A 19,784-nucleotide genomic window follows, 5' to 3' on the forward strand; every position below is an offset into this window, starting at 1 on the left:
TTTTCCCGCATTTCCCGCCCAAGCCTGAAGCAGGTGCACGATGAGCAGCCACAGCCATGATGGCCTGATGGTCTTTACTGGCAACGCGAATCCCGCGCTCGCCCAGGAAGTCGTCAAGATCCTTGGTATCCCCCTCGGCAAAGCAATGGTCAGCCGTTTCTCCGACGGCGAGATCCAGGTCGAGATCCAGGAAAACGTGCGCGGCAAGGACGTCTTCGTCCTGCAATCCACGTGCGCACCGACGAACGACAACCTGATGGAACTGATGATCATGGTCGATGCGCTCAAGCGCGCATCCGCCGGCCGGATCACCGCAGCCATCCCCTACTTCGGCTACGCCCGTCAGGATCGCCGCCCGCGTTCGGCGCGCGTCGCGATCTCGGCGAAGGTCGTCGCGAACATGCTGGAAATCGCCGGCGTCGAGCGGATCATCACGATGGATCTGCACGCCGACCAGATTCAGGGCTTCTTCGACATCCCGGTCGACAACATCTACGCAACGCCGATCCTGCTGGGCGACCTGCGCAAGCAGAACTACGCGGATCTGCTCGTCGTGTCGCCGGACGTCGGCGGCGTGGTGCGTGCCCGGGCACTCGCGAAGCAGCTCAACTGCGATCTCGCGATCATCGACAAGCGTCGCCCGAAGGCGAACGTCTCCGAAGTGATGAACATCATCGGTGAAGTCGAAGGCCGCACCTGCGTGATCATGGACGACATGGTCGATACGGCAGGCACGCTCTGCAAGGCCGCGCAAGTGCTGAAGGAGCGCGGCGCGAAGCAGGTATTCGCATACGCGACGCACCCGGTGCTGTCGGGCGGCGCAGGCGATCGCATCGCCGCATCGGCACTCGACGAACTGGTCGTCACCGACACGATCCCGCTGTCCGCCGAATCGCTCGGCTGCTCGAAAATCCGTGCGCTGACGAGCGCGAGCCTGCTGGCCGAAACGTTCTCGCGGATCCGCCGCGGCGATTCGGTGATGTCGCTGTTCGCGGAATCCTGATCGCGAATCGACTGAACCAAGCATGCGCAGAAAGCGAAGCGGCGACGCTTCGCTTTTTGCACAATCGGACGGGATAGACGAAACCCCGTCCGTTTCATCGGGGGCCGCCGTCTGACGGCCCCGTTTTACTGCCTGGTCGCGGGCAGCCATTGGAGAATCACATGAAAGTCGTCGCTTTCGAGCGCCAACAGCAAGGTACGGGTGCGAGCCGCCGCCTGCGCAACGCTGGCAAGACCACGGGTATCGTTTACGGTGGCGAAGCCGCTCCGCAAAAGATCGAACTCGATCACAACGCCCTGTGGCATGCCCTGAAGAAGGAAGCCTTCCACTCGTCGATCCTCGACCTCGAAGTGGCTGGCCAGTCGCAACAGGTTCTGCTGCGCGACGTGCAATACCACCCGTTCAAGCAACTGGTGCTGCACGTGGACTTCCAGCGCGTCGACGCGAAGAAGAAGCTGCACACGAAGGTGCCGCTGCACTTCCTGAACGCTGAAGTCAGCCCGGCCGTGAAGCTGTCGAGCGCGATCGTTTCGCACGTCGCGACGGAAATCGAAATCGAGTGCCTGCCGGCTTCCCTGCCGGAGTTCCTCGAAGTCGACCTGTCGAAGATCGAAGCCGGTCAGTCGCTGCACGCGAAGGACATCGCGCTGCCGAAGGGCGTCGCGCTGGTCGCGCACATCGATGCGGAAAATCCGGTCATCGCCTCGGCGACGATCCCGGCTGGTGCCGTGTCGGACGCAGCAGAAGGCGAAACGCCGGCTGCTTAAGCGGGCTGCCTACGCACCCCATCGATCCGTTTCACGAAACGGTCGACGCAACCCGCCGCGGCTTGCCCGGCGGGTTTTTCTTTTTCTGCGCCCAGGCGGCCGTTGCCGCCTTCGAAACGTCATGATCAAACTGATCGTCGGCCTCGGCAATCCCGGGGCGGAATACACCGCGACGCGCCACAACGCCGGCTTCTGGCTGATCGACCAGCTCGCCCGCGAAGCCGGCACGACGCTGCGCGACGAACGCCGCTTCCATGGCTTCTACGCGAAAGCGCGCCTGCACGGCGAGGAAGTCCACCTGCTCGAGCCGCAAACCTACATGAACCGCTCCGGCCAGTCGGTCGTCGCGCTCGCGCAATTCTTCAAGATCCTGCCCGACCAGATCCTCGTCGCGCACGACGAGCTCGACCTGCCGCCCGGCACCGTGAAGCTGAAGCTCGGCGGCGGCAGCGGCGGCCACAACGGCCTGAAGGACATCACCGCGCACCTGTCGTCGCAGCAATACTGGCGGCTGCGGATCGGCATCGGCCATCCGCGCGACCTGATTCCGGAAAGCGCACGCGCCGGCGCGAAGCCCGACGTCGCGAACTTCGTGCTGAAGCCGCCGCGCCGCGAGGAACAGGACGTGATCGACGCGTCGATCGAACGCGCGCTCGCCGTGATGCCGATGGTCGTCAAGGGCGAACTCGACCGCGCGACGATGCAGCTGCATCGCAACTGACCCACGATCGCACCGCGACGGTGCATCGAGCCGTCCGGCGTCGCCGGACGGCGACGTCGTGCGCATACATGCGGTAATCTGGTCGCTTTGCCCGACAGGAGCCAAACGGTGAGCCGTTACTGGAGCGACGTCGTTCAGCAACTCGTGCCTTACGTGCCGGGCGAACAGCCCGCGCTCGCACACCCCGTCAAGCTGAACACCAACGAGAATCCCTATCCGCCGTCGCCGCGCGTCGTCGCGGCGATCGCACGCGAACTCGGCGAGACCGGCGACACGCTGCGCCGCTATCCCGATCCGGTCGCGCGCGCGCTGCGCGAGACGGTCGCGGCCCATCACCGTATCGAGCCCGCGCAGGTGTTCGTCGGCAACGGCTCCGACGAGGTGCTCGCACACGCATTCCAGGCACTGCTCAAGCACGACCGGCCGCTGCGCTTTCCCGACATCACGTACAGCTTCTATCCGACCTATGCGCGCCTGTACGGCGTTCAGACGTCGATCGTTCCGCTCGCGGACGATTTCTCGATCCGCGTCGACGACTACCTCGACGACGCCGGTGGCGTGCTGTTTCCGAACCCGAACGCGCCGACCGGGCGCGCGCTGCCGCTCGCGGACGTCGAACGGATCGCGGCCGCGAACCCGTCGTCGGTCGTCGTGATCGACGAAGCCTATGTCGATTTCGGCGCGCAGTCCGCGATTACGCTGATCGACCGCTACCCGAACCTGCTCGTCGTGCACACGACGTCGAAGGCGCGCTCGCTGGCGGGCATGCGCGTCGGTTTCGCGTTCGGCGATGCGGCGCTGATCGACGCGCTGAACCGCGTGAAGGACAGCTTCAACTCGTATCCGCTCGACCGGCTCGCGCAGGTCGCCGCGCAGGCCGCGTACGAAGACACCGATTATTTCAACGCAACCTGCCGGCGCGTGATCGACAGCCGGGCGCGGCTCACGCATGCGCTCGACGCACTCGGCTTCGACATCGTGCCGTCGGCCGCGAATTTCGTGTTCGCGCGCCATCCCGCGCACGACGCGGGCGCGATCGCGGCGAAACTGAAGGAACGGGAAATTTTCGTGCGGCACTTCCGGCTGCCGCGGATCGACCAGCACCTGCGCATCACCGTCGGCACCGACGCCGAATGCGACGCGCTCGTCGCGGCGTTGCGCGAGCTGCTGGCCTGAAACGGAGGAACCGGCACCGGGCGGTGCCGATCCGAAAACGGGACGGGCGCGCAACTCGTCGACGCGCGCGCGTCACCGCCGGTCACGACGCGTCGTCGCCTTTCGCGGCAGTCAACGCGTGATACTTCTCCATCAACTGCGCGTGCGATTCGTCATGCTGCGGATCGCGCGGAATGCATTCGACCGGACACACCTGCTGGCACTGCGGCTCGTCGAAATGGCCGACGCACTCGGTGCACTTGTTCGGGTCGATCACGTAGATGTCCGGGCCCATCGAAATCGCGCCGTTCGGGCACTCGGGCTCGCACACGTCGCAATTGATGCACTCGTCGGTAATCATCAAAGCCATTCTGATCTCACTTCTTCAGGCCGACGGCCGGCTTCGCAACGAAACCGGCCGGCGCCGCGTCACGCGGCAGGGCCTCCTATCGCGGCGACTTTCTCGGTCAGCCACTTCTCGACGGACGGGAACACGAACTTGCTGACATCGCCGCCCAACTGCGCGATTTCGCGCACGATCGTCCCCGAGATGAACTGGTACTGATCGGACGGCGTCATGAACATCGTCTCGACGTCGGGCAGCAGGTAGCGGTTCATCCCCGCCATCTGGAACTCATATTCGAAATCGGACACGGCGCGCAGCCCGCGCACGATCACGCGCGCATTGTTGGTGCGGACGAAATCCTTCAGGAGACCGGTGAAACTCATCACCTTCACGTTCGGATAATGGCCGAGCACCTCGTTCGCAATCGTCAGACGTTCTTCCAGCGAGAAGAACGGCTTTTTCGCGCGGCTGTCGGCCACACCGACCACCAGCGTATCAAAAATGCTCGACGCACGCCGCACGAGGTCTTCGTGCCCGCGCGTCAGCGGATCGAACGTACCGGGATACACGGCGACTACCATGTCGCTCCTCCTGTCATCACGCAAACGGGATGGCAGCCGTGCGATGCACACGCCGCTGCCGAGATGGGCATGCGTCGCCTTTGCGGCGCGCCGCCTCGTATGGAACGCGCATTATTCATCATTTTCGCGCCGCAGCAAATGATAGTGAACCGCGCCGGCCTTGCCGTGCTTGACCACCTGCCAGCCGGCGAGCGCATCGTGCGCGGCCGGATCGAGTTCCGCGCCCGTCTCGACGTACAGCGCGCCATCGGCCGCGACGAGCGGCGCGGCCAGCGCGATCGCGCGCTCCAGCGCGGCCGGATCGCCGAACGGCGGATCGAGAAACACGACGTCGAACGCGCCCGGCGTGAGCCCGGCCGCGAGGCGCAGCGCGTCGGCTTCGGCGACCTCGACCGAACGGGCGCCGAGCTTGTCCTTGATCGCCCGAAGCTGCTGCGCGGCGCGCGGATGGCGCTCGACCATCACGACGCTCGCCGCGCCGCGCGACGCGGCCTCGAAGCCAAGCGCGCCGGTGCCCGCGAACAGGTCGAGGCAGCGCCGGCCTTCGAGATCCTGGCCGAGCCAGTTGAACAGCGTCTCGCGCACGCGATCGGGCGTCGGCCGCAGGCCGTCGAGATCGAGCACCGCGAGCGGCGTGCGTTTCCAGTCACCGCCGATGATGCGGATCGTGTGCGGCTTGCCGCGGCCGGAAGGGGCCGCCGGGCGGCCGGGAGAGGAACGGGACATACGGAATATCGACGACGGAGGGACCGGGTGCGCGCGGGGCGCACCGCTAAACAGGCGCACGTTACCACAGCGGCGGCGCGCACTGACGCGAGCGCCACGCCGCACTGATAAAATGCTCGGTTTCGGCCGCCGTGCGCCGCGCCCGCGCGAACGCAGAACGGCCCGTCCGGTGCCCGCCCCTGGCGGCGGCCCGCCCTCTTCCCGACGTCAGACCATGTTCAGCTTCTTCAAACGATTCAAGAAAACGCAGGAGCCCGATCCGGCGGAATCGCAGTCGGCCGATGCGCAGCAGCCGGACGAGCCGTCCGATGCGCCCACTGCCGCGCCTGCGGCCGACGTGCCGCAAGCGCCCGCGCAACCACCGGCGGCGCCGGCCGTCGTGATGACGGTCACGCCGACCAACGACGGCCGCGACGAAGTCGTCGAGACCGTCGAAATCGTCCCGCCGCCGCTGCAGGACGCCACCGCGAAGAAGTCGTGGCTCGCGCGCCTGAAAACGGGGCTCGCGAAAACGGGCACGAGCATCACCGGCGTCTTCGTCAACACGAAGATCGACGAGGATCTGTACGAAGAGCTCGAAAGCGCGCTGCTGATGTCCGACGCGGGCGTCGATGCAACCGAGTACCTGCTCGGCGCGCTGCGCGAAAAGGTGCGCGCGGGCCGCCTGACCGACCCGCAGCAGGTGAAGGCCGCGCTGCACGACCTGCTCGTCGAGCTGCTGACGCCGCTCGAGAAATCGCTGATGCTCGGCCGCGCGCAGCCTCTCGTGATGATGATCACCGGCGTGAACGGCGCGGGCAAGACGACCAGCATCGGCAAGCTCGCGAAACATCTGCAGAGCTTCGACCAGTCGGTGCTGCTGGCCGCGGGCGACACGTTCCGCGCGGCCGCGCGCGAACAGCTGGCGGTCTGGGGCGAGCGCAACAACGTGACGGTCGTGCAGCAGGAAAGCGGCGATCCGGCCGCGGTGATCTTCGACGCGGTCAGCGCCGCGCGCGCGCGCAAGATCGACGTGATGATGGCCGACACGGCCGGCCGCCTGCCGACGCAGCTCCATCTGATGGAAGAGCTGAAGAAGGTGAAGCGCGTGATCGCGAAGGCGCACGACGGCGCGCCGCACGAAGTGCTGCTGGTGATCGACGCGAACACCGGTCAGAACGCGCTCACGCAGGTCAAGGCATTCGACGACGCGCTCGGCCTCACGGGCCTGATCGTCACGAAGCTCGACGGCACCGCGAAGGGCGGGATTCTCGCCGCGATCGCACGGCAGCGCCCGGTGCCGGTCTACTTCATCGGCGTCGGCGAGAAGGTCGAGGATCTGCAGCCGTTCAGCGCGGTGGAATTCGCGGACGCACTGCTCGGCTGAACGCCGCCGGCACGCATCGCACGGGGCGCCTTCGGGCGCCCTTTTTCATGCGCGCCCGGTCATGCGTGCCCCGGGCGCCACGCGCTCATTCGGCGTCGGGCTGCGCGCCCGGCTCGGCGGCCTTGAACGCGTCGAGCGTCGACGCATGGTCGGCGATCCGCTGGATCGTCGGATAGCGCGTCGTGTCGATCGAAAAGCGGTTCGCGTTGAACACCTGCGGCACGAGGCATACGTCGGCGAGCGTCGGCGTGTCGCCGAAGCACAGCTTGCCGGTGCGCGGATCGCTCGCGAGACGCGTCTCGAGCGTGTCGAAGCCCGCCTCGATCCAGTGCCGGTACCACGCGTTCTTCGCGTCTTCGGGCACCTTCAGCGTGTGTTTCAGATACTTCAGCACGCGCAGGTTGTTGAGCGGATGGATTTCGCACGCGATCTGCAGCGCGACCGCACGCACATACGCGCGATCGACCGGCTGCTTCGGCAGCAGCGCCGGTTCCGGATGGGTTTCGTCGAGATATTCGATGATCGCGAGCGACTGCTGCAGCGTCGCGTCGCCGTCGATCAGCGTCGGCACGACCGCGTCCGGATTCAGCGCACGGTACGCGTCCTTCAGCTGCTCGCCGCCGTCGCGCAGCATGTGCACGGGAACGTAGTCGAACGGCAGCTGCTTCAGGTTCAGGGCGATCCGCACGCGGTACGACGCGGAACTGCGGAAATAGCTGTAAAGCTTCATGGGATGTCTCTCGTAGTCGTATTCGGCCGGCGACGGCACGGGCGCGGCGCAGCCGGCGCGCGCACCGCCGGGAACCAGAGTGTAGCGCGCCGCGATGCGCGGCCTCGCTTGCGCCGGCCGCACCCGTGCGATACTCGGGCATTCCTCACCGCTCACAGCGCGGCCCGATGCCGGCCGCCCGCCCCAACGCCCCGATGACCGCTTCCCACGATCCCGCCGCCGTTCCGTTCCCGTGCGCCCGCTTCATCAAGGAAATCGGCCGCGGCCCGAACGGCGCGCGCGCGCTGTCCGCCGAAGACACCTTCGAGCTCTACCGCGCGATGCTCGATGCGCGCGTGTCGGACGTCGAACTCGGCGCGATCCTGATCGCCTATCGGCTGAAGGGCGAATCCGCCGACGAACTGGCCGCGATGCTCGCCGCCGCGCAGGCGTCGTTCGCGCCGGTGCACGTGCAGGACTCGGCCTTCCGCCCCGTGTCGATCCCGAGCTACAACGGCGCGCGCAAGCAGCCGAACCTCGTGCCGCTGCTCGCGCTGCTGCTCGCGCGCGAAGGCGTGCCGGTGCTCGTGCATGGCGTCGAGCAGGATCCGGGCCGCGTGACGAGCGCCGAGATTTTCTCGGCGCTGTCGCTTCCGCCGTCGACGTCGCACGACGCGATCGAGGACATGCTCGCCGAGCGCCGCGTCGCGTTCGCGCCGATCGACGTGCTCGCGCCGCGCATCGCGCATCTGCTGGCGATGCGCAGGGTGCTCGGCGTGCGCAACTCGACGCATACGCTCGTGAAGATCCTGCAGCCGTTCGCGCCGGCCGGCCTGCGGCTCGTCAACTACACGCACCCGCCGTACCGCGACAGCCTCGCGCAATTGTTCCGCGACCATCCGGACGCCGCGCTCGGCGGCGCGCTGCTGGCGCGCGGCACCGAGGGCGAAGCGGTTGCCGACACGCGGCGCCAGGTGCAGGTCGACTGGCTGCACGACGGCGTGTGCGACACGCTGATCGAGGCCGAACGCTCGTCGACCGATGCGCCGCCCGTCGCGCTGCCCGAATCGCGCGATGCGACGACCACCGCCGCATGGACGGACGGCGTGCTGCGCGGCGAGCTGCCGGTACCCGACACGGTCGCCCGGCAGGTCGCGACGATCGTGCGGATCGCCCGCATCGCGCGCTGACGCCACACGCGCGATGCGGCCCCGCTTGGGCGTGCATTTGACAGGCGGGCGCATCCTGGCATAGAGTTGTCGCCATGCGTTCCTTTCCGAACACCCTCCGAATTACCTCCGGCCGCCTAGCGCGGTCGCTATCGCTACGACTAGCCTAAGGCTGTCGTAGCGCCGTGTGCTGTCCGCACGGTCCCTCCCAGCAGTTCCTCGCAGTACCCCTCTCGTAGTTTTTACAACCCGAAGTCGTCAGCACTCGTCCGTCTATCCGTCGGCCGATTCGCGAAGATCATCCGCATCCGCAGCGCGCGTACGTGCCGCGGAGCGAGGCAGCGCCAACCGTCGCCATGCCGCCCGTCTTCGCTCGCGACTTGAGACCCGAGGTCCAGAAGATGCAGCGCAATCCGCAAGACAAGTACCGCCCGTTCGAGCCCGTCCGCCTCAATGGCCGCAAATGGCCGTCGCGCACCATCGAGCGCGCGCCCGTCTGGATGAGCACCGACCTGCGCGACGGCAACCAGTCGCTGATCGAGCCGATGAGCATCGAGCAGAAGCTCGAATTCTTCGAGATGCTGGTGGCGATCGGGTTCAAGGAGATCGAAGTCGGTTTTCCGTCGGCGTCGCAAACCGACTTCGATTTCGTCCGCAAGCTGATCGACGACAAGCGGATTCCCGACGACGTGACGATCGAGGTGCTCGTGCAGGCGCGCGAAGACCTGATCGCCCGCACGTTCGACGCGCTCAAGGGCGTGCCGCGCGCGATCGTGCACCTGTACAACGCGGTCTGCCCGTCGTTCCGCCGTATCGTGTTCGGAATGTCGAAGGCCGACGTGAAGGCGCTCGCGATCGACGGCACGCGCATGATCAAGGAACACGCCGCCGCGCGCCCCGACACGCAGTGGACCTTCCAGTACTCGCCTGAAACCTTCAGCATGACCGAGCTGACGTTCGCGCGCGAGATCTGCGACGCGGTCGCGCAGACCTGGCGTCCGACCCGCGATCACAAGATGATCGTCAACCTGCCCGCCACCGTCGAAGCCGCGAGCCCGAACGTGTTCGCCGACCAGATCGAGTGGATGGACCGCAACCTCGCGTACCGCGACAGCATCGTGTTGTCCGTGCATCCGCACAACGACCGCGGCACCGCGGTCGCCGCGGCCGAACTCGCGCTGCTCGCGGGCGCCGACCGCATCGAGGGCTGCCTGTTCGGCAACGGCGAGCGCACCGGCAACGTCGATCTCGTCACGCTCGCGCTGAATCTCTACACGCAGGGCATCGATCCGGGCCTCGACTTCTCCGACATCGACGCCGTGCGCCGCGTCGTCGAACGCTGCAACCAGATTCCCGTGCATCCGCGCCATCCGTATGCGGGCGACCTCGTGTTCACCGCATTCTCGGGCTCGCACCAGGACGCGATCCGCAAGGGCTTCGCGCAGCAGCGCCCCGACGCGGTCTGGGAAGTGCCGTACCTGCCGATCGACCCGGCCGACCTCGGCCGCAGCTATGACGCGGTGATCCGCGTGAACAGCCAGTCCGGCAAGGGCGGCGCGACGTTCCTGCTCGAACGCGGGATGGGTTTCACGCCGACGCGCCGCGTGCAGATCGAATTCAGCCATGCGGTGCAGACGCTGGCCGACGCATCGGGCGAGGAAGTGACCGGCGACGCGATCTGCGCACTGTTCGCGCGCGAATTCTTCGAGACCGACGGGCCGGCAGCGCGCCACGGCCACGGCGCGCGTTGGCGGAACCGCGAGATCGCGGCGGCCGCGCCCGACGCCGATGCGGCGCCCGAGGACGCCGTGCGACGTTTCGCCGCGGCATTCGCAGCGGCCGCCGGCGCCGCGATCGACGTCGCGTCGTGCGAACACGCACGCACGACGGACGGCCGGATCGCGGTATCGGTCGGCTGCCGGATCGGCGATGCGCCGCTGCGGCACGGCGTCGGCCTGCACGCCGATGCGGCGAGCGCGGCGCTCGATGCGGTCGTCAGCGCGATCAACCGCTCGGCCTGGCACTGCGCGGACCGCCGCGCGGCAGCGTGACCGACGGCCTTCGACTCGGGGTTCAAACGTCAGCGAGCGGTGCGTGACCGCCCGTGCGCCGCGCGATCCGCGCCGCACGAGGCAGCAAAAAGCGGCTCAGAAGGCCGCTTCGGTCGGGACATGAAAAGGGGCGCCACGCGCGCTCATGTCTCGGTCGCGCACCGCGTCGCCTGCCACGCGAACAGGCTCCAGCGGCCCTGTTCGTGGGTATGGACGGACGTATAGGCAATCGGGAAGACCAGGCCGCCGTTGTTCGTTTCCATCTCGATCAACGCGCGCCCGGTGACGACGCAGGTTTCGCCGCCGACGGGCAGCACGTCCTGCGACTGGATTTCGATCTGGCGATAGCGGCGGCGGCCGGCGACGATGGCGTCGATGAACTGCTGCTTGGTTTCGCGTTTGCCGTTGGTGTGCACGAAGAACACCTTGTCCGACAACAGCGCGTCGAGCGCTTCGCCGTCCCCGTCCACCATCGCCCGGAACCGATCGCGCTCGAGCGCGCGGATCGCATCGACCACCTTCGCCATCGCCTGACTCCTCGGCAACGCGCACGCCGTGCGCGGGCATGCGGATCAGAAGTTGTACTGCACGTAGAACTGGTGGAAATTTATACCAGGATTCGGCTCTTTGATACCCGCGTTAGACACATGTTCAAAACGGTAGCCGACCTGATACTGTTGCCGTTGGCCGAACTGCACGCCTACTCCCGCGGTCGGCGCGAACTGGAACGCGGTCCCCATCGAGAAATGATCCGAGATCGTCGGGTGCGTCAGCAGCCGCACGCCGCCGCCGGCCTCGATGAACGGGCGGATCTCGCCGGCGCTCTTGATGAAGCGGAACATCGGCGTCACGCCGAATTCGCCGATGTTGCCGTGGACGTTGCCGCCCGTGTGCCAGTAAGCGGCGTGCCCTTCGACGACGAACGCGAAGTGCCAGCCGCCGATTTCCCACCAGTTCCAGCCCGGATCCCACACCACGCCCAGATCGGCCTTGTCGACCCCGCGGCGATCCGAAAAGCCGCCGCCCGCCTGAATGCCCCATCGATCCGCACATGCCGCCCCCGATCCGCCCAGCAGGGACGCAACCAGCATCGCTTGCAGCACAAGCCGGCTGCGGGGCCGGCGATTCTTCTTATTGTTCATCTGACACTCCAACTTGGGGGGTTGAATGGAGCCCGCGCTCCCGCCGGCTCAAGCGAACTGAATGGTATGGTAAAGGACTTTTCGGATCGGCATCACAAAGGGAAATAGCGTGCTTCCAAAACGACAAAAATGGAAATCGTCTACTGATTACCATCAGAAACAATGACTTACGGAACTTCGTGTCGCCCGCCGTGTCGCAGATTAGACTATCGATTCGACAAGCCCGATAGAAAAAACGGGAACTCCGATGCCCACGCGTGCTCTAAGGAATTAGCACTCGTCTTGCGGGAGTGCTAAGATGGCCCACGGAATCTCATTCGAGACCGGGGGTTTGTCCCTGATTCCAAAGGAGTTTTTAGTGAGCAACGCCCTGACCCTCCCGAACACCCTGAGCCCGACGCCGGCCAAGGCCGAATCGGCAGGCTCGCTGGCGCTCTCCGCCCACTCGATGTTGCCCGGCCAGCTCGGCAACATCGACGCGTACATCCAGGCCGTCAACCGCATTCCGCTGCTGACCGCCGAAGAGGAACGCCGGTACGCAACCGAATTCCGCGAGGACAACAACCTCGACGCGGCACGCCGCCTCGTGCTGTCGCACCTGCGGCTCGTCGTGTCGATCGCGCGCAACTATCTCGGCTACGGCCTGCCGCACGGCGACCTGATCCAGGAAGGCAACATCGGCCTGATGAAAGCGGTGAAGCGTTTCGATCCGGCGCAAAACGTGCGCCTGGTGTCGTATGCGATCCACTGGATCAAGGCCGAGATCCACGAGTACATCCTGCGCAACTGGCGCATGGTGAAGGTCGCGACGACGAAGGCGCAGCGCAAGCTGTTCTTCAACCTGCGCAGCCACAAGAAGAGCATGCAGGCGATGACGCCCGAGGAAATCGACGGCCTCGCGCAAGAGCTCAACGTCAAGCGCGAAGACGTGACCGAAATGGAAACGCGCCTGTCGGGCGGCGACGTCGCGCTCGAAGGGCAGGTCGAAGACGGCGAGGAGTCGTACGCGCCGATCGCCTACCTGGCCGACTCGCACAACGAACCGACCGCCGTGCTCGCCGCGCGTCAGCGCGATACGCTGCAGACGGACGGTATCGCGCAGGCGCTCGACGCGCTCGACGCACGCAGCCGCCGCATCATCGAGGCGCGCTGGCTGCACGTCGACGACGACGGCTCGGGCGGCTCGACGCTGCACGATCTCGCGGCCGAATTCGGCGTGTCGGCCGAACGCATCCGCCAGATCGAAGCGAGCGCGATGAAAAAGATGCGCACCGCCCTCGCCGAATACGCGTAAATCGGTAACGATTCAGAGCGCCTCATCGAAAACCGCTGCCTGACCGGCAGCGGTTTTTTTTCGCCCGTTTTATCCGCCGTATATCCCTGAATTCTCCATTCGCTTCAACGGCCGTTTCCGCGCCGATTGATTGACCTGATTCGTCAGGTAATCGGTCGTTTTCCGGCCCCTTCCGCAAAACATTGATCTGCCTCAAGTTTCGGCCCGCGTTTCGCGACGGTCTGCCGCAGCGCAGCACTCGGCATCGGAAAGCCATCCTTTTAAAATTGGCATGTCAGGCGCAAAAGGATTAAAACAGCTTCACGGCCGTCACCAATCCGACGTAAAGTCGCCCCAAAATCCCGACCTAATCGATTCAGGATAATCGCCTTGATCTCGATCAATAAAGAGCCTGCGCCTCCCCCGCGGCCGGCCGGCACGATCGGCTGGCGCGCGCGCATCGCCGCGTGGGCACGCGGCCCGACCCTCGCCCGCGACATCACCCTGGTGCTGATCGTCAAGCTGATCCTCCTGATGTCGCTCAAATACGCATTCTTCAATCATCCGCAGGCCGAGCACATGGCGCTTGCGCCTGCCGCCGTCGCCGAGAAGCTGCTCTCGGTACCGGCGCCTGCACCCACCGAGGGAGACCACCATGATAAGTAGCGAAGTCGTCGATCTGTCGCGTCTGCAGTTCGGCATCACGGCGCTCTACCACTTCCTGTTCGTGCCGCTGACGCTCGGCCTGTCCTGGCTGCTCGTCATCATGGAAGCCGTGTACGTGATGACCGGCAAACAGGTCTACAAGGACATGACCCAGTTCTGGGGCAAGCTGTTCGGGATCAACTTCGCGATGGGCGTGACGACCGGCATCACGCTCGAATTCCAGTTCGGCACGAACTGGTCGTACTACTCGCACTATGTCGGCGACATCTTCGGCGTGCCGCTCGCGGTCGAAGGGCTGATGGCGTTCTTCCTCGAATCGACGTTCGTCGGCCTGTTCTTCTTCGGCTGGAACCGACTGTCGAAGGTCAAGCACCTGATGGTCACGTTCCTCGTCGCGCTGGGCTCGAACCTGTCCGCGCTGTGGATCCTCGTCGCGAACGGCTGGATGAACAACCCGGTCGGCGCCGAGTTCAACTATCAGACGATGCGCATGGAGCTGACGAACCTGTTCGACGTGCTGTTCAACCCGGTCGCGCAGGTGAAATTCGTGCACACGGTGTCGGCCGGCTACGTGACAGCCGCGATGTTCGTGCTCGGCATCTCGTCGTGGTATCTGCTGAAAAAGCGCGACACCGATTTCGCGCTGCGCTCGTTCGCGGTCGCGGCCGGCTTCGGCCTCGCGTCGACGCTGTGCGTGATCGTGCTCGGCGACGAGTCGGGCTACACGACCGGCGAAGTGCAGAAGATGAAGCTCGCCGCGATCGAGTCCGAATGGGAAACGCAGCCGGCCCCCGCGTCGTTCACGCTGATCGGCCTGCCGAACCAGGAAGAACAGCGTACCGACTACGCGATCAAGATTCCGTACGCGCTCGGCCTGATCGCGACGCGCTCGCTCGACGAACCCGTGGTCGGCCTGCGCGAACTCGCGAAGCACAGCGAGGAGCACATCCAGAGCGGGATGGTCGCGTACGGCGCGCTGCAGAAGATGAAGGAAGGCGACACGAGCGCGGCCACGCGCGAACTGTTCGACCAGCACAAGCAGTATCTCGGCTACGGGCTGATGCTCAAGCAGTTCACGCCGAACGTGGTCGACGCGACGCCCGAGCAGATCAAGGCCGCCGCGAGGAAGACGATCCCGCCGGTCGCGCCCGTGTTCTTCTCGTTCCGGATCATGGTGTTCCTCGGCATCCTGTTCCTCGCGACCTTCATTGCCGCGTTCTGGTTCTGCGCGCGCCGCGAACTGCTGCAGGACAACCGCCGCTGGTTCCTGCGCTATGCGGTGTGGGCGATCCCGCTGCCGTGGCTCGCCGCGGAATTCGGCTGGGTCGTCGCCGAGCTCGGCCGCCAGCCGTGGACGATCGCAGGCATCCTGCCGACGCATCTCTCCGCGTCGAGCCTGACGCCCACCGATCTGTACCTGAGCCTCGCCGGTTTCATTGCCTTCTACACGGTGCTGTTCGTCATCGAGATCAAGCTGATGTTCAAGTACGCGCGCCTCGGCCCGTCGTCGCTGCATACCGGCCGCTATCACCACGAACTCGCGGCCGCCAGCGAGCGCGCCCCGGCGTGAGCACGCACCCGAAACGGAACAAGGAATCGCTATGGACTACGCAACTCTCAAGCTGATCTGGTGGCTGCTCGTCGGCGTGCTGCTGATCGGCTTCGCCGTCACCGACGGCTTCGACATGGGCGCGACCGCGCTGCTGCCGTTCCTCGGCAAGACCGACGAGGAACGCCGCATCATCGTCAACACGGTCGGCGCGACGTGGGAAGGCAACCAGGTGTGGCTGATCACGGCCGGCGGCGCGATGTTCGCGGCCTGGCCGCTCGTCTACGCGGCATCGTTCTCCGGCTTCTACTTCGCGATGCTGCTCGTGCTGTTCGCGCTGTTCTTCCGGCCGGTGGGCTTCGACTACCGCAGCAAGCGGCCCGACCCGCGCTGGCGCGCGGGCTGGGACTGGGGCCTGTTCGTCGGCGGCTTCGTGCCGGCGCTCGTGTTCGGCGTCGCGTTCGGCAACCTGCTGCAAGGCGTGCCGTTCAAGTTCGACAGCGACCTGCGCGTGACCTACTACGGCGGCTTCTGGGCGCTGCTGAACCCGTTCGCGCTGCTGTGCGGGCTCGTCAGCCTCACGATGCTCGTCGCGCACGGCGCGGCCTTCATCAAGATGAAGACGGAAGGCGTGATCGCACGCCGCGCGTCGGTCGCGCTGCGCGTGGCGTCGTTCCTCGCGGTCGTGCTATTCGTGCTGGCCGGCGTGCTGATCGCGTTCACCATCGGCGGCTTCCACATCACGCACGCCGCGCCGACCGATACGGTCGCGAACCCGCTGCTCAAGGACGTCGCCGCCGGCTCAGGCCTGTGGCTCGCGAACTACGGCGAGTATCCGTGGATGATCGCGGCGCCCGTCGTCGGGATCGCGGGCGGCCTGCTCGCGCTGCTGCTCGCGGGCTCGAAGCAGGAAAAGACGGCGTTCTTCTGCACAGGCCTGATGATCGTCGGCGTGATCCTCACCGCCGGCTTCTCGATGTTCCCGTTCATCATGCCGTCGTCGCTCGACCCGCGCAGCAGCCTCACCGTGTGGGATTCGACGTCGAGCCACATGACGCTGCAGGTGATGCTGTTCGCGGTGATCGTGTTCCTGCCGATCATCCTGCTCTACACGAGCTGGGTGTATCGCGTGATGCGCGGCAAGGTCACGCACGAGGTGCTCGAAGAGAACAAGCATTCGATGTATTGATGCATTGAACCCGGGCCGGGGCGCGCATGCGCCCTCGCCCACCGTTTCGCAAGGAGTCGGATCATGTGGTATTTCAGCTGGATTCTCGGTATCGGCGTCGCGCTGTCGTTCGGCATCGTCAACGCGATGTGGCTCGAAGCGCGGCAGAAGACGCAACAGGCACCCGTACGCGCACGCCGCGACTGACGCGCGGCACGCGCGGCCGATCGCGCCGCCGGCCGGAACGAACCTCGCCTCGCGCGAGGTTTTTTTTCGTCCCGGGCGCCCGCGGCAGGCGCTTCATGTCGATGCCAATTTAGCGCCAGATTGATACCACTTGAATACCAATAAAAGGTTTCATAAGATCGTTGGACACGGCCGCTGACAGGCCGATTCCTTCTGGGTGGGGGAGACATGCGAATCCCGTCTGTGGCGCGCGTGCGCGCGCCGTTTCGCCGTCGGCGCGCGGCGGCCGGTTGCGCGTGGCCGACGCGCGGTGCCGCAATCGTTCGCGCCGGTCGGGCGAGCGCCTGTGCCGCTGGCCATGCCGCCTCGCCCGCAGCACTTGCGAGCGCCGCTGCATCCGCAAGCGCCGTTGCATTCGCCGCCGTGCACCGCCGATGAAGACGCGCACCCGCCCGCGCCGATCCGACCGGCACGCGTGCCCGCCTCCCGTTCCATAGCGCACGCCCCGGCGTGCAGATTGCGCGCAGTGCGGCCGCATCGCCCTGCGTGCCGGTATCTCCCGCAGCTCCACTGAAAGACCCGCTCGCAGCGACGTCGCCTCACGACGCCGCCATGCCCCCTTTTTTCTCAGGAGTTCGAATGAAGCGTACCCTGCCTTCCCTCGTTGCCGGCCTGCTGGTAGCGGTGCTGTCGCCCGCTGCGATCGCCGCGCAGCCGACGTCGGTCACCGCCGCCGCCCCCGTCGGCACCGCGCAATCAGCCACGCAATCGGCCGCGCAGGCGGCCAGTCTCGCGGCGCAGCTGTCCAACGGCCTCGCACTGCGCGTCGCCGTCGACAACAACCACGCGGCCGCGGCCGGCGTGCCGTGCGCCGATCTCGGCGCCGACGGCGCGGCCTGCGCGACGGGTCGCCTGATCCTGCAGAACCGCGGCCATCAGGTGATCGCCGACGGCGGCTGGAAGCTCTATCTGCACAGCATCCGCCGCCTGCTGCGGATCGACCGCCCCGGCTTCGCGCTGCGGCGGCTCACCGGCGACCTGTACGAATTGACGCCGCAGCCGGGCTCGGTGCGGCTCGCCCCTGGCGAGCGCATCGAGCTGCCGTTCGTCGCCGAATACTGGCTGCTGCGCTACAGCGACGTGATCCCGCGCCCGTACGTGGTCGTCGATGGCGCGCCGCCCGCCGTGCTCCGTTACAACGACACCGACGACGAGCTGCGCTATGTCGAATCGCTGCCGGCCGACGCGCAGAACAACTCGACCGGCAATGCGCCGCCCGTGGCCGCCCGGCCCGATGCACGCCGCGCGCTGCCGAGCGTGAAGCGCGAGCTGCCGCTGCCCGGTGCGCTCGACCTGCGCGGCGTCGAGCTCGCGCTGCCCGATCTGCGGGACGCGCAGGTCGCGGCGCTGCGCGATCGCGCGACGACACTCGGGCTCGACGGCGCGCCCGTGCCGGTGCGCGGCGTCGTCGCGCCACGCCGGCTGCCGGCCGACATCGCGACGCCGGGCGGCTACCGGCTCGCGATCGGGCCGCGCGGCGTGCTGATCGAAGGCTACGATCGCGCCGGCCTCTACTACGGCGTGCAGACGCTCTACTCGCTCGCGCCAGCCGGCGGCGGCCCGATCCCGGCGATGCTCGTCGAGGATGCACCGCGCTTCACGCATCGCGGGATGCACGTCGATCTCGCCCGCAACTTCAAGCATCCGGCGACGCTGCGCCGCCTGATCGACCAGATGAGCGCATACAAGCTCAACCGCCTGCACCTGCACCTGTCCGACGACGAAGGGTGGCGCATCGAGATTCCGGGCCTGCCCGAGCTGACCGAGATCGGCGGACGGCGCTGCCACGACCCGAGCGAGACGCGCTGCCTGCTGCCGCAACTCGGCTCCGGCCCCGACAATCGTTCGGGCGGCGGCTACCTGACGCGCGACGACTACGTGGCCCTGGTGCGCTACGCCGCCGCGCATTTCGTCGAGATCGTCCCCGAGATCGACATGCCCGCGCATGCGCGCGCGGCCGTCGTGACGATGGAGTCGCGCTACCGGCGGCTGCACGCGGCCGGCCGCGAGCAGGAAGCGAATGCGTACCGGCTGCTCGACCCGCAGGACACGACGAACCTGACGACGGTGCAGTTCTACGACCGCCGCAGCGACCTGAACCCGTGCGTGCCGGGCGCGCTCAATTTCGCGTCGAAGGTGATCCGCGAGATCGCGGCGATGCATGCGGACGCGCAGGCGCCGCTGCACATCTGGCACTACGGCGGCGACGAGGCGAAGAACATCTTCCTCGGCGCGGGCTTCCAGCCGCTGAACGGCACCGACCCGACCAAGGGCCGCATCGATCTCGCCGCGCAGGACAAGCCGTGGGCGCGTTCGCCCGCGTGCACGGCGCTGCTCCAGCGTGGCGAGATCAAGTCGATCGACGAGCTGCCGACGCGTTTCGCGCAACAGGTGAGCGCGGCGGTCAGTGCGAACGGCGTCGACACGATGGCCGCGTGGCAGGACGGCATCAAGCATGCGAATGGGCCGCAGGATTTCAGCACGCGCCACGTGATGGTGTCGCTGTGGGACACGATCTTCTGGGGCGCATCGGACAGCGCGCGCGACCTGAGCGGCAAGGGCTACCTGACGGTGCTCGCGCTGCCCGACTACCTGTACTTCGACTTCCCGTACACGCTCAATCCGCGCGAGCGCGGCTACTACTGGGGCTCGCACGCGACGGACGAGTACAAGGTGTTCTCGCTCGCGCCGGAGAATCTGCCGCAGAACGCGGAGGTGATGGGCGACCGTGACGGCAACACGTTCGAAGTGACGGGCACGGGCCCCGCGCCGCGCATCGAAGGCATGCAGGGCCAGGCGTGGGGCGAGGTGATGCGCAACGACACCTTCCTCGAATACATGACCTATCCGCGGCTGCTCGCGCTCGCCGAGCGCGCGTGGCACCGGGCCGACTGGGAGCTGCCGTATGCGGCCGGCGTGCGCTTCAAGCGCGGCGACACGCACCACGTCGACACGGCCGCGCTGCAGCGCGACTGGGCCGGCTTCGCGACGCTGCTCACGCAACGCGAATTGCCGAAGCTCGACCGGGCCGGGGTCGGCTACCGGAAGCCGACCTTCACGCTGACGAATCCGTGATCGGCTGAGCAACTGAACGGCTGAGCGGCTGATCCGCCGATCGGCGACACAGTCGAGCGATGCGCGATGGG

At 66.7% G+C, this 19,784-nt stretch carries 19 protein-coding genes; 13 read left to right on the forward strand and 6 right to left on the reverse strand.

Going from position 1 to position 19,784, the window contains the following annotated elements:
* Positions 1-40: 40 nt before the first annotated feature.
* The 4 genes from WJ16_RS14295 (at position 41) to hisC (ending at position 3,667) form a co-directional block, all read left to right on the forward strand.
* Positions 41-1,003: a ribose-phosphate pyrophosphokinase gene (locus WJ16_RS14295; RefSeq protein ID WP_069257612.1), complete on the forward strand. Its 963-nt coding sequence runs from the start codon at positions 41-43 to the stop codon at positions 1,001-1,003.
* 161 nt (positions 1,004-1,164) lie between these two features.
* The gene (locus WJ16_RS14300; protein WP_069257613.1) at positions 1,165-1,770 is read left to right on the forward strand and encodes a 50S ribosomal protein L25/general stress protein Ctc; all 606 of its coding nucleotides are present in this window, start codon (positions 1,165-1,167) and stop codon (positions 1,768-1,770) included.
* 121 nt (positions 1,771-1,891) lie between these two features.
* Positions 1,892-2,491 carry an aminoacyl-tRNA hydrolase gene (pth, locus tag WJ16_RS14305; protein WP_006477776.1) on the forward strand — a complete coding sequence of 200 codons (600 nt, stop codon included), beginning with the start codon at positions 1,892-1,894 and terminating at the stop codon, positions 2,489-2,491.
* A gap of 108 nt (positions 2,492-2,599) precedes the next feature.
* Positions 2,600-3,667 carry a histidinol-phosphate transaminase gene (gene hisC / locus WJ16_RS14310; protein WP_069257614.1) on the forward strand — a complete coding sequence of 356 codons (1,068 nt, stop codon included), beginning with the start codon at positions 2,600-2,602 and terminating at the stop codon, positions 3,665-3,667.
* An 82-nt stretch (positions 3,668-3,749) separates the two neighbouring features.
* Here the strand turns inward: hisC and WJ16_RS14315 are convergent, their stop codons facing one another.
* The 3 genes from WJ16_RS14315 to rsmD all read right to left on the reverse strand — a co-directional run bounded on the left by WJ16_RS14315 (position 3,750) and on the right by rsmD (position 5,299).
* Positions 3,750-4,016, reverse strand: coding sequence for a YfhL family 4Fe-4S dicluster ferredoxin (locus tag WJ16_RS14315; RefSeq protein WP_069257615.1), 267 nt, complete (start codon positions 4,014-4,016; stop codon positions 3,750-3,752).
* Between the two features lie 59 nt (positions 4,017-4,075).
* On the reverse strand, positions 4,076-4,573 hold the full coding sequence (gene coaD / locus WJ16_RS14320; RefSeq protein WP_039346084.1) for a pantetheine-phosphate adenylyltransferase: 498 nt from the start codon (positions 4,571-4,573) through the stop codon (positions 4,076-4,078).
* A 111-nt stretch (positions 4,574-4,684) separates the two neighbouring features.
* On the reverse strand, positions 4,685-5,299 hold the full coding sequence (gene rsmD / locus WJ16_RS14325) for a 16S rRNA (guanine(966)-N(2))-methyltransferase RsmD (RefSeq protein ID WP_069257616.1): 615 nt from the start codon (positions 5,297-5,299) through the stop codon (positions 4,685-4,687).
* A 214-nt stretch (positions 5,300-5,513) separates the two neighbouring features.
* Between rsmD and ftsY the strand changes: the two genes are divergently transcribed.
* Complete coding sequence (gene ftsY, locus WJ16_RS14330) at positions 5,514-6,665, forward strand: signal recognition particle-docking protein FtsY (RefSeq protein WP_069257617.1); 1,152 nt, start codon at positions 5,514-5,516, stop codon at positions 6,663-6,665.
* Between the two features lie 85 nt (positions 6,666-6,750).
* Here the strand turns inward: ftsY and maiA are convergent, their stop codons facing one another.
* Positions 6,751-7,395 (reverse strand): maleylacetoacetate isomerase, encoded by a 645-nt coding sequence (maiA, locus tag WJ16_RS14335; protein WP_069258073.1) that lies wholly within the window; start codon positions 7,393-7,395, stop codon positions 6,751-6,753.
* Positions 7,396-7,589: 194 nt separating this feature from the next.
* Between maiA and ybiB the strand changes: the two genes are divergently transcribed.
* Entirely contained in the window at positions 7,590-8,564 is a 975-nt protein-coding gene (gene ybiB / locus WJ16_RS14340; protein WP_069258074.1) for a DNA-binding protein YbiB, read from the forward strand.
* Positions 8,565-8,944: 380 nt separating this feature from the next.
* Entirely contained in the window at positions 8,945-10,594 is a 1,650-nt protein-coding gene (gene leuA / locus WJ16_RS14345) for a 2-isopropylmalate synthase (RefSeq protein ID WP_069257618.1), read from the forward strand.
* A 143-nt stretch (positions 10,595-10,737) separates the two neighbouring features.
* On the opposite strand, the gene WJ16_RS14350 is transcribed toward leuA, so the two are convergent.
* Together WJ16_RS14350 and WJ16_RS14355 are read right to left on the reverse strand one after the other, a co-directional pair.
* Entirely contained in the window at positions 10,738-11,121 is a 384-nt protein-coding gene (locus tag WJ16_RS14350; protein ID WP_069257619.1) for a nuclear transport factor 2 family protein, read from the reverse strand.
* 45 nt (positions 11,122-11,166) lie between these two features.
* On the reverse strand, positions 11,167-11,736 hold the full coding sequence (locus WJ16_RS14355) for an acyloxyacyl hydrolase (RefSeq protein ID WP_069257620.1): 570 nt from the start codon (positions 11,734-11,736) through the stop codon (positions 11,167-11,169).
* Between the two features lie 358 nt (positions 11,737-12,094).
* Here WJ16_RS14355 and rpoH point away from each other — a divergent pair, with 358 nt between their 5' ends.
* The 6 genes from rpoH to WJ16_RS14385 all read left to right on the forward strand — a co-directional run bounded on the left by rpoH (position 12,095) and on the right by WJ16_RS14385 (position 19,713).
* Positions 12,095-13,030 (forward strand): RNA polymerase sigma factor RpoH, encoded by a 936-nt coding sequence (gene rpoH, locus WJ16_RS14360; RefSeq protein WP_069257621.1) that lies wholly within the window; start codon positions 12,095-12,097, stop codon positions 13,028-13,030.
* Positions 13,031-13,393: 363 nt separating this feature from the next.
* The gene (gene cydP, locus WJ16_RS14365) at positions 13,394-13,675 is read left to right on the forward strand and encodes a cytochrome oxidase putative small subunit CydP (protein WP_175913802.1); all 282 of its coding nucleotides are present in this window, start codon (positions 13,394-13,396) and stop codon (positions 13,673-13,675) included.
* Entirely contained in the window at positions 13,665-15,245 is a 1,581-nt protein-coding gene (locus tag WJ16_RS14370; protein WP_069257623.1) for a cytochrome ubiquinol oxidase subunit I, read from the forward strand. Before cydP ends, WJ16_RS14370 begins: the two co-directional genes overlap by 11 nt.
* Positions 15,246-15,276: 31 nt before the next feature.
* The gene (gene cydB / locus WJ16_RS14375; protein ID WP_069257624.1) at positions 15,277-16,413 is read left to right on the forward strand and encodes a cytochrome d ubiquinol oxidase subunit II; all 1,137 of its coding nucleotides are present in this window, start codon (positions 15,277-15,279) and stop codon (positions 16,411-16,413) included.
* 63 nt (positions 16,414-16,476) lie between these two features.
* Entirely contained in the window at positions 16,477-16,599 is a 123-nt protein-coding gene (cydX, locus tag WJ16_RS14380; RefSeq protein ID WP_069257625.1) for a cytochrome bd-I oxidase subunit CydX, read from the forward strand.
* A 618-nt stretch (positions 16,600-17,217) separates the two neighbouring features.
* A complete protein-coding gene (locus WJ16_RS14385) occupies positions 17,218-19,713 on the forward strand; it encodes a family 20 glycosylhydrolase (RefSeq protein WP_069257626.1) in 2,496 nt (831 codons plus the stop codon).
* Positions 19,714-19,784 lie beyond the last annotated feature (71 nt).

The sequence above is a fragment of the Burkholderia metallica genome, from assembly GCF_001718555.1.
Lineage (GTDB): Bacteria > Pseudomonadota > Gammaproteobacteria > Burkholderiales > Burkholderiaceae > Burkholderia > Burkholderia metallica.

Coding starts and splice junctions, on each gene's coding strand:
- leuA (WP_069257618.1), top strand. CDS start 8,945: ATGCAGCGCAATCCGCAAGACAAGTACCGCCCGTTCGAGCCCGTCCGC.
- cydB (WP_069257624.1), top strand. CDS start 15,277: ATGGACTACGCAACTCTCAAGCTGATCTGGTGGCTGCTCGTCGGCGTG.
- WJ16_RS14355 (WP_069257620.1), bottom strand. CDS start 11,736: ATGAACAATAAGAAGAATCGCCGGCCCCGCAGCCGGCTTGTGCTGCAA.
- WJ16_RS14295 (WP_069257612.1), top strand. CDS start 41: ATGAGCAGCCACAGCCATGATGGCCTGATGGTCTTTACTGGCAACGCG.
- ybiB (WP_069258074.1), top strand. CDS start 7,590: ATGACCGCTTCCCACGATCCCGCCGCCGTTCCGTTCCCGTGCGCCCGC.
- ftsY (WP_069257617.1), top strand. CDS start 5,514: ATGTTCAGCTTCTTCAAACGATTCAAGAAAACGCAGGAGCCCGATCCG.
- WJ16_RS14315 (WP_069257615.1), bottom strand. CDS start 4,016: ATGGCTTTGATGATTACCGACGAGTGCATCAATTGCGACGTGTGCGAG.
- WJ16_RS14370 (WP_069257623.1), top strand. CDS start 13,665: ATGATAAGTAGCGAAGTCGTCGATCTGTCGCGTCTGCAGTTCGGCATC.
- WJ16_RS14350 (WP_069257619.1), bottom strand. CDS start 11,121: ATGGCGAAGGTGGTCGATGCGATCCGCGCGCTCGAGCGCGATCGGTTC.
- pth (WP_006477776.1), top strand. CDS start 1,892: ATGATCAAACTGATCGTCGGCCTCGGCAATCCCGGGGCGGAATACACC.
- maiA (WP_069258073.1), bottom strand. CDS start 7,395: ATGAAGCTTTACAGCTATTTCCGCAGTTCCGCGTCGTACCGCGTGCGG.
- cydX (WP_069257625.1), top strand. CDS start 16,477: ATGTGGTATTTCAGCTGGATTCTCGGTATCGGCGTCGCGCTGTCGTTC.
- coaD (WP_039346084.1), bottom strand. CDS start 4,573: ATGGTAGTCGCCGTGTATCCCGGTACGTTCGATCCGCTGACGCGCGGG.
- WJ16_RS14300 (WP_069257613.1), top strand. CDS start 1,165: ATGAAAGTCGTCGCTTTCGAGCGCCAACAGCAAGGTACGGGTGCGAGC.
- WJ16_RS14385 (WP_069257626.1), top strand. CDS start 17,218: ATGAAGCGTACCCTGCCTTCCCTCGTTGCCGGCCTGCTGGTAGCGGTG.
- rsmD (WP_069257616.1), bottom strand. CDS start 5,299: ATGTCCCGTTCCTCTCCCGGCCGCCCGGCGGCCCCTTCCGGCCGCGGC.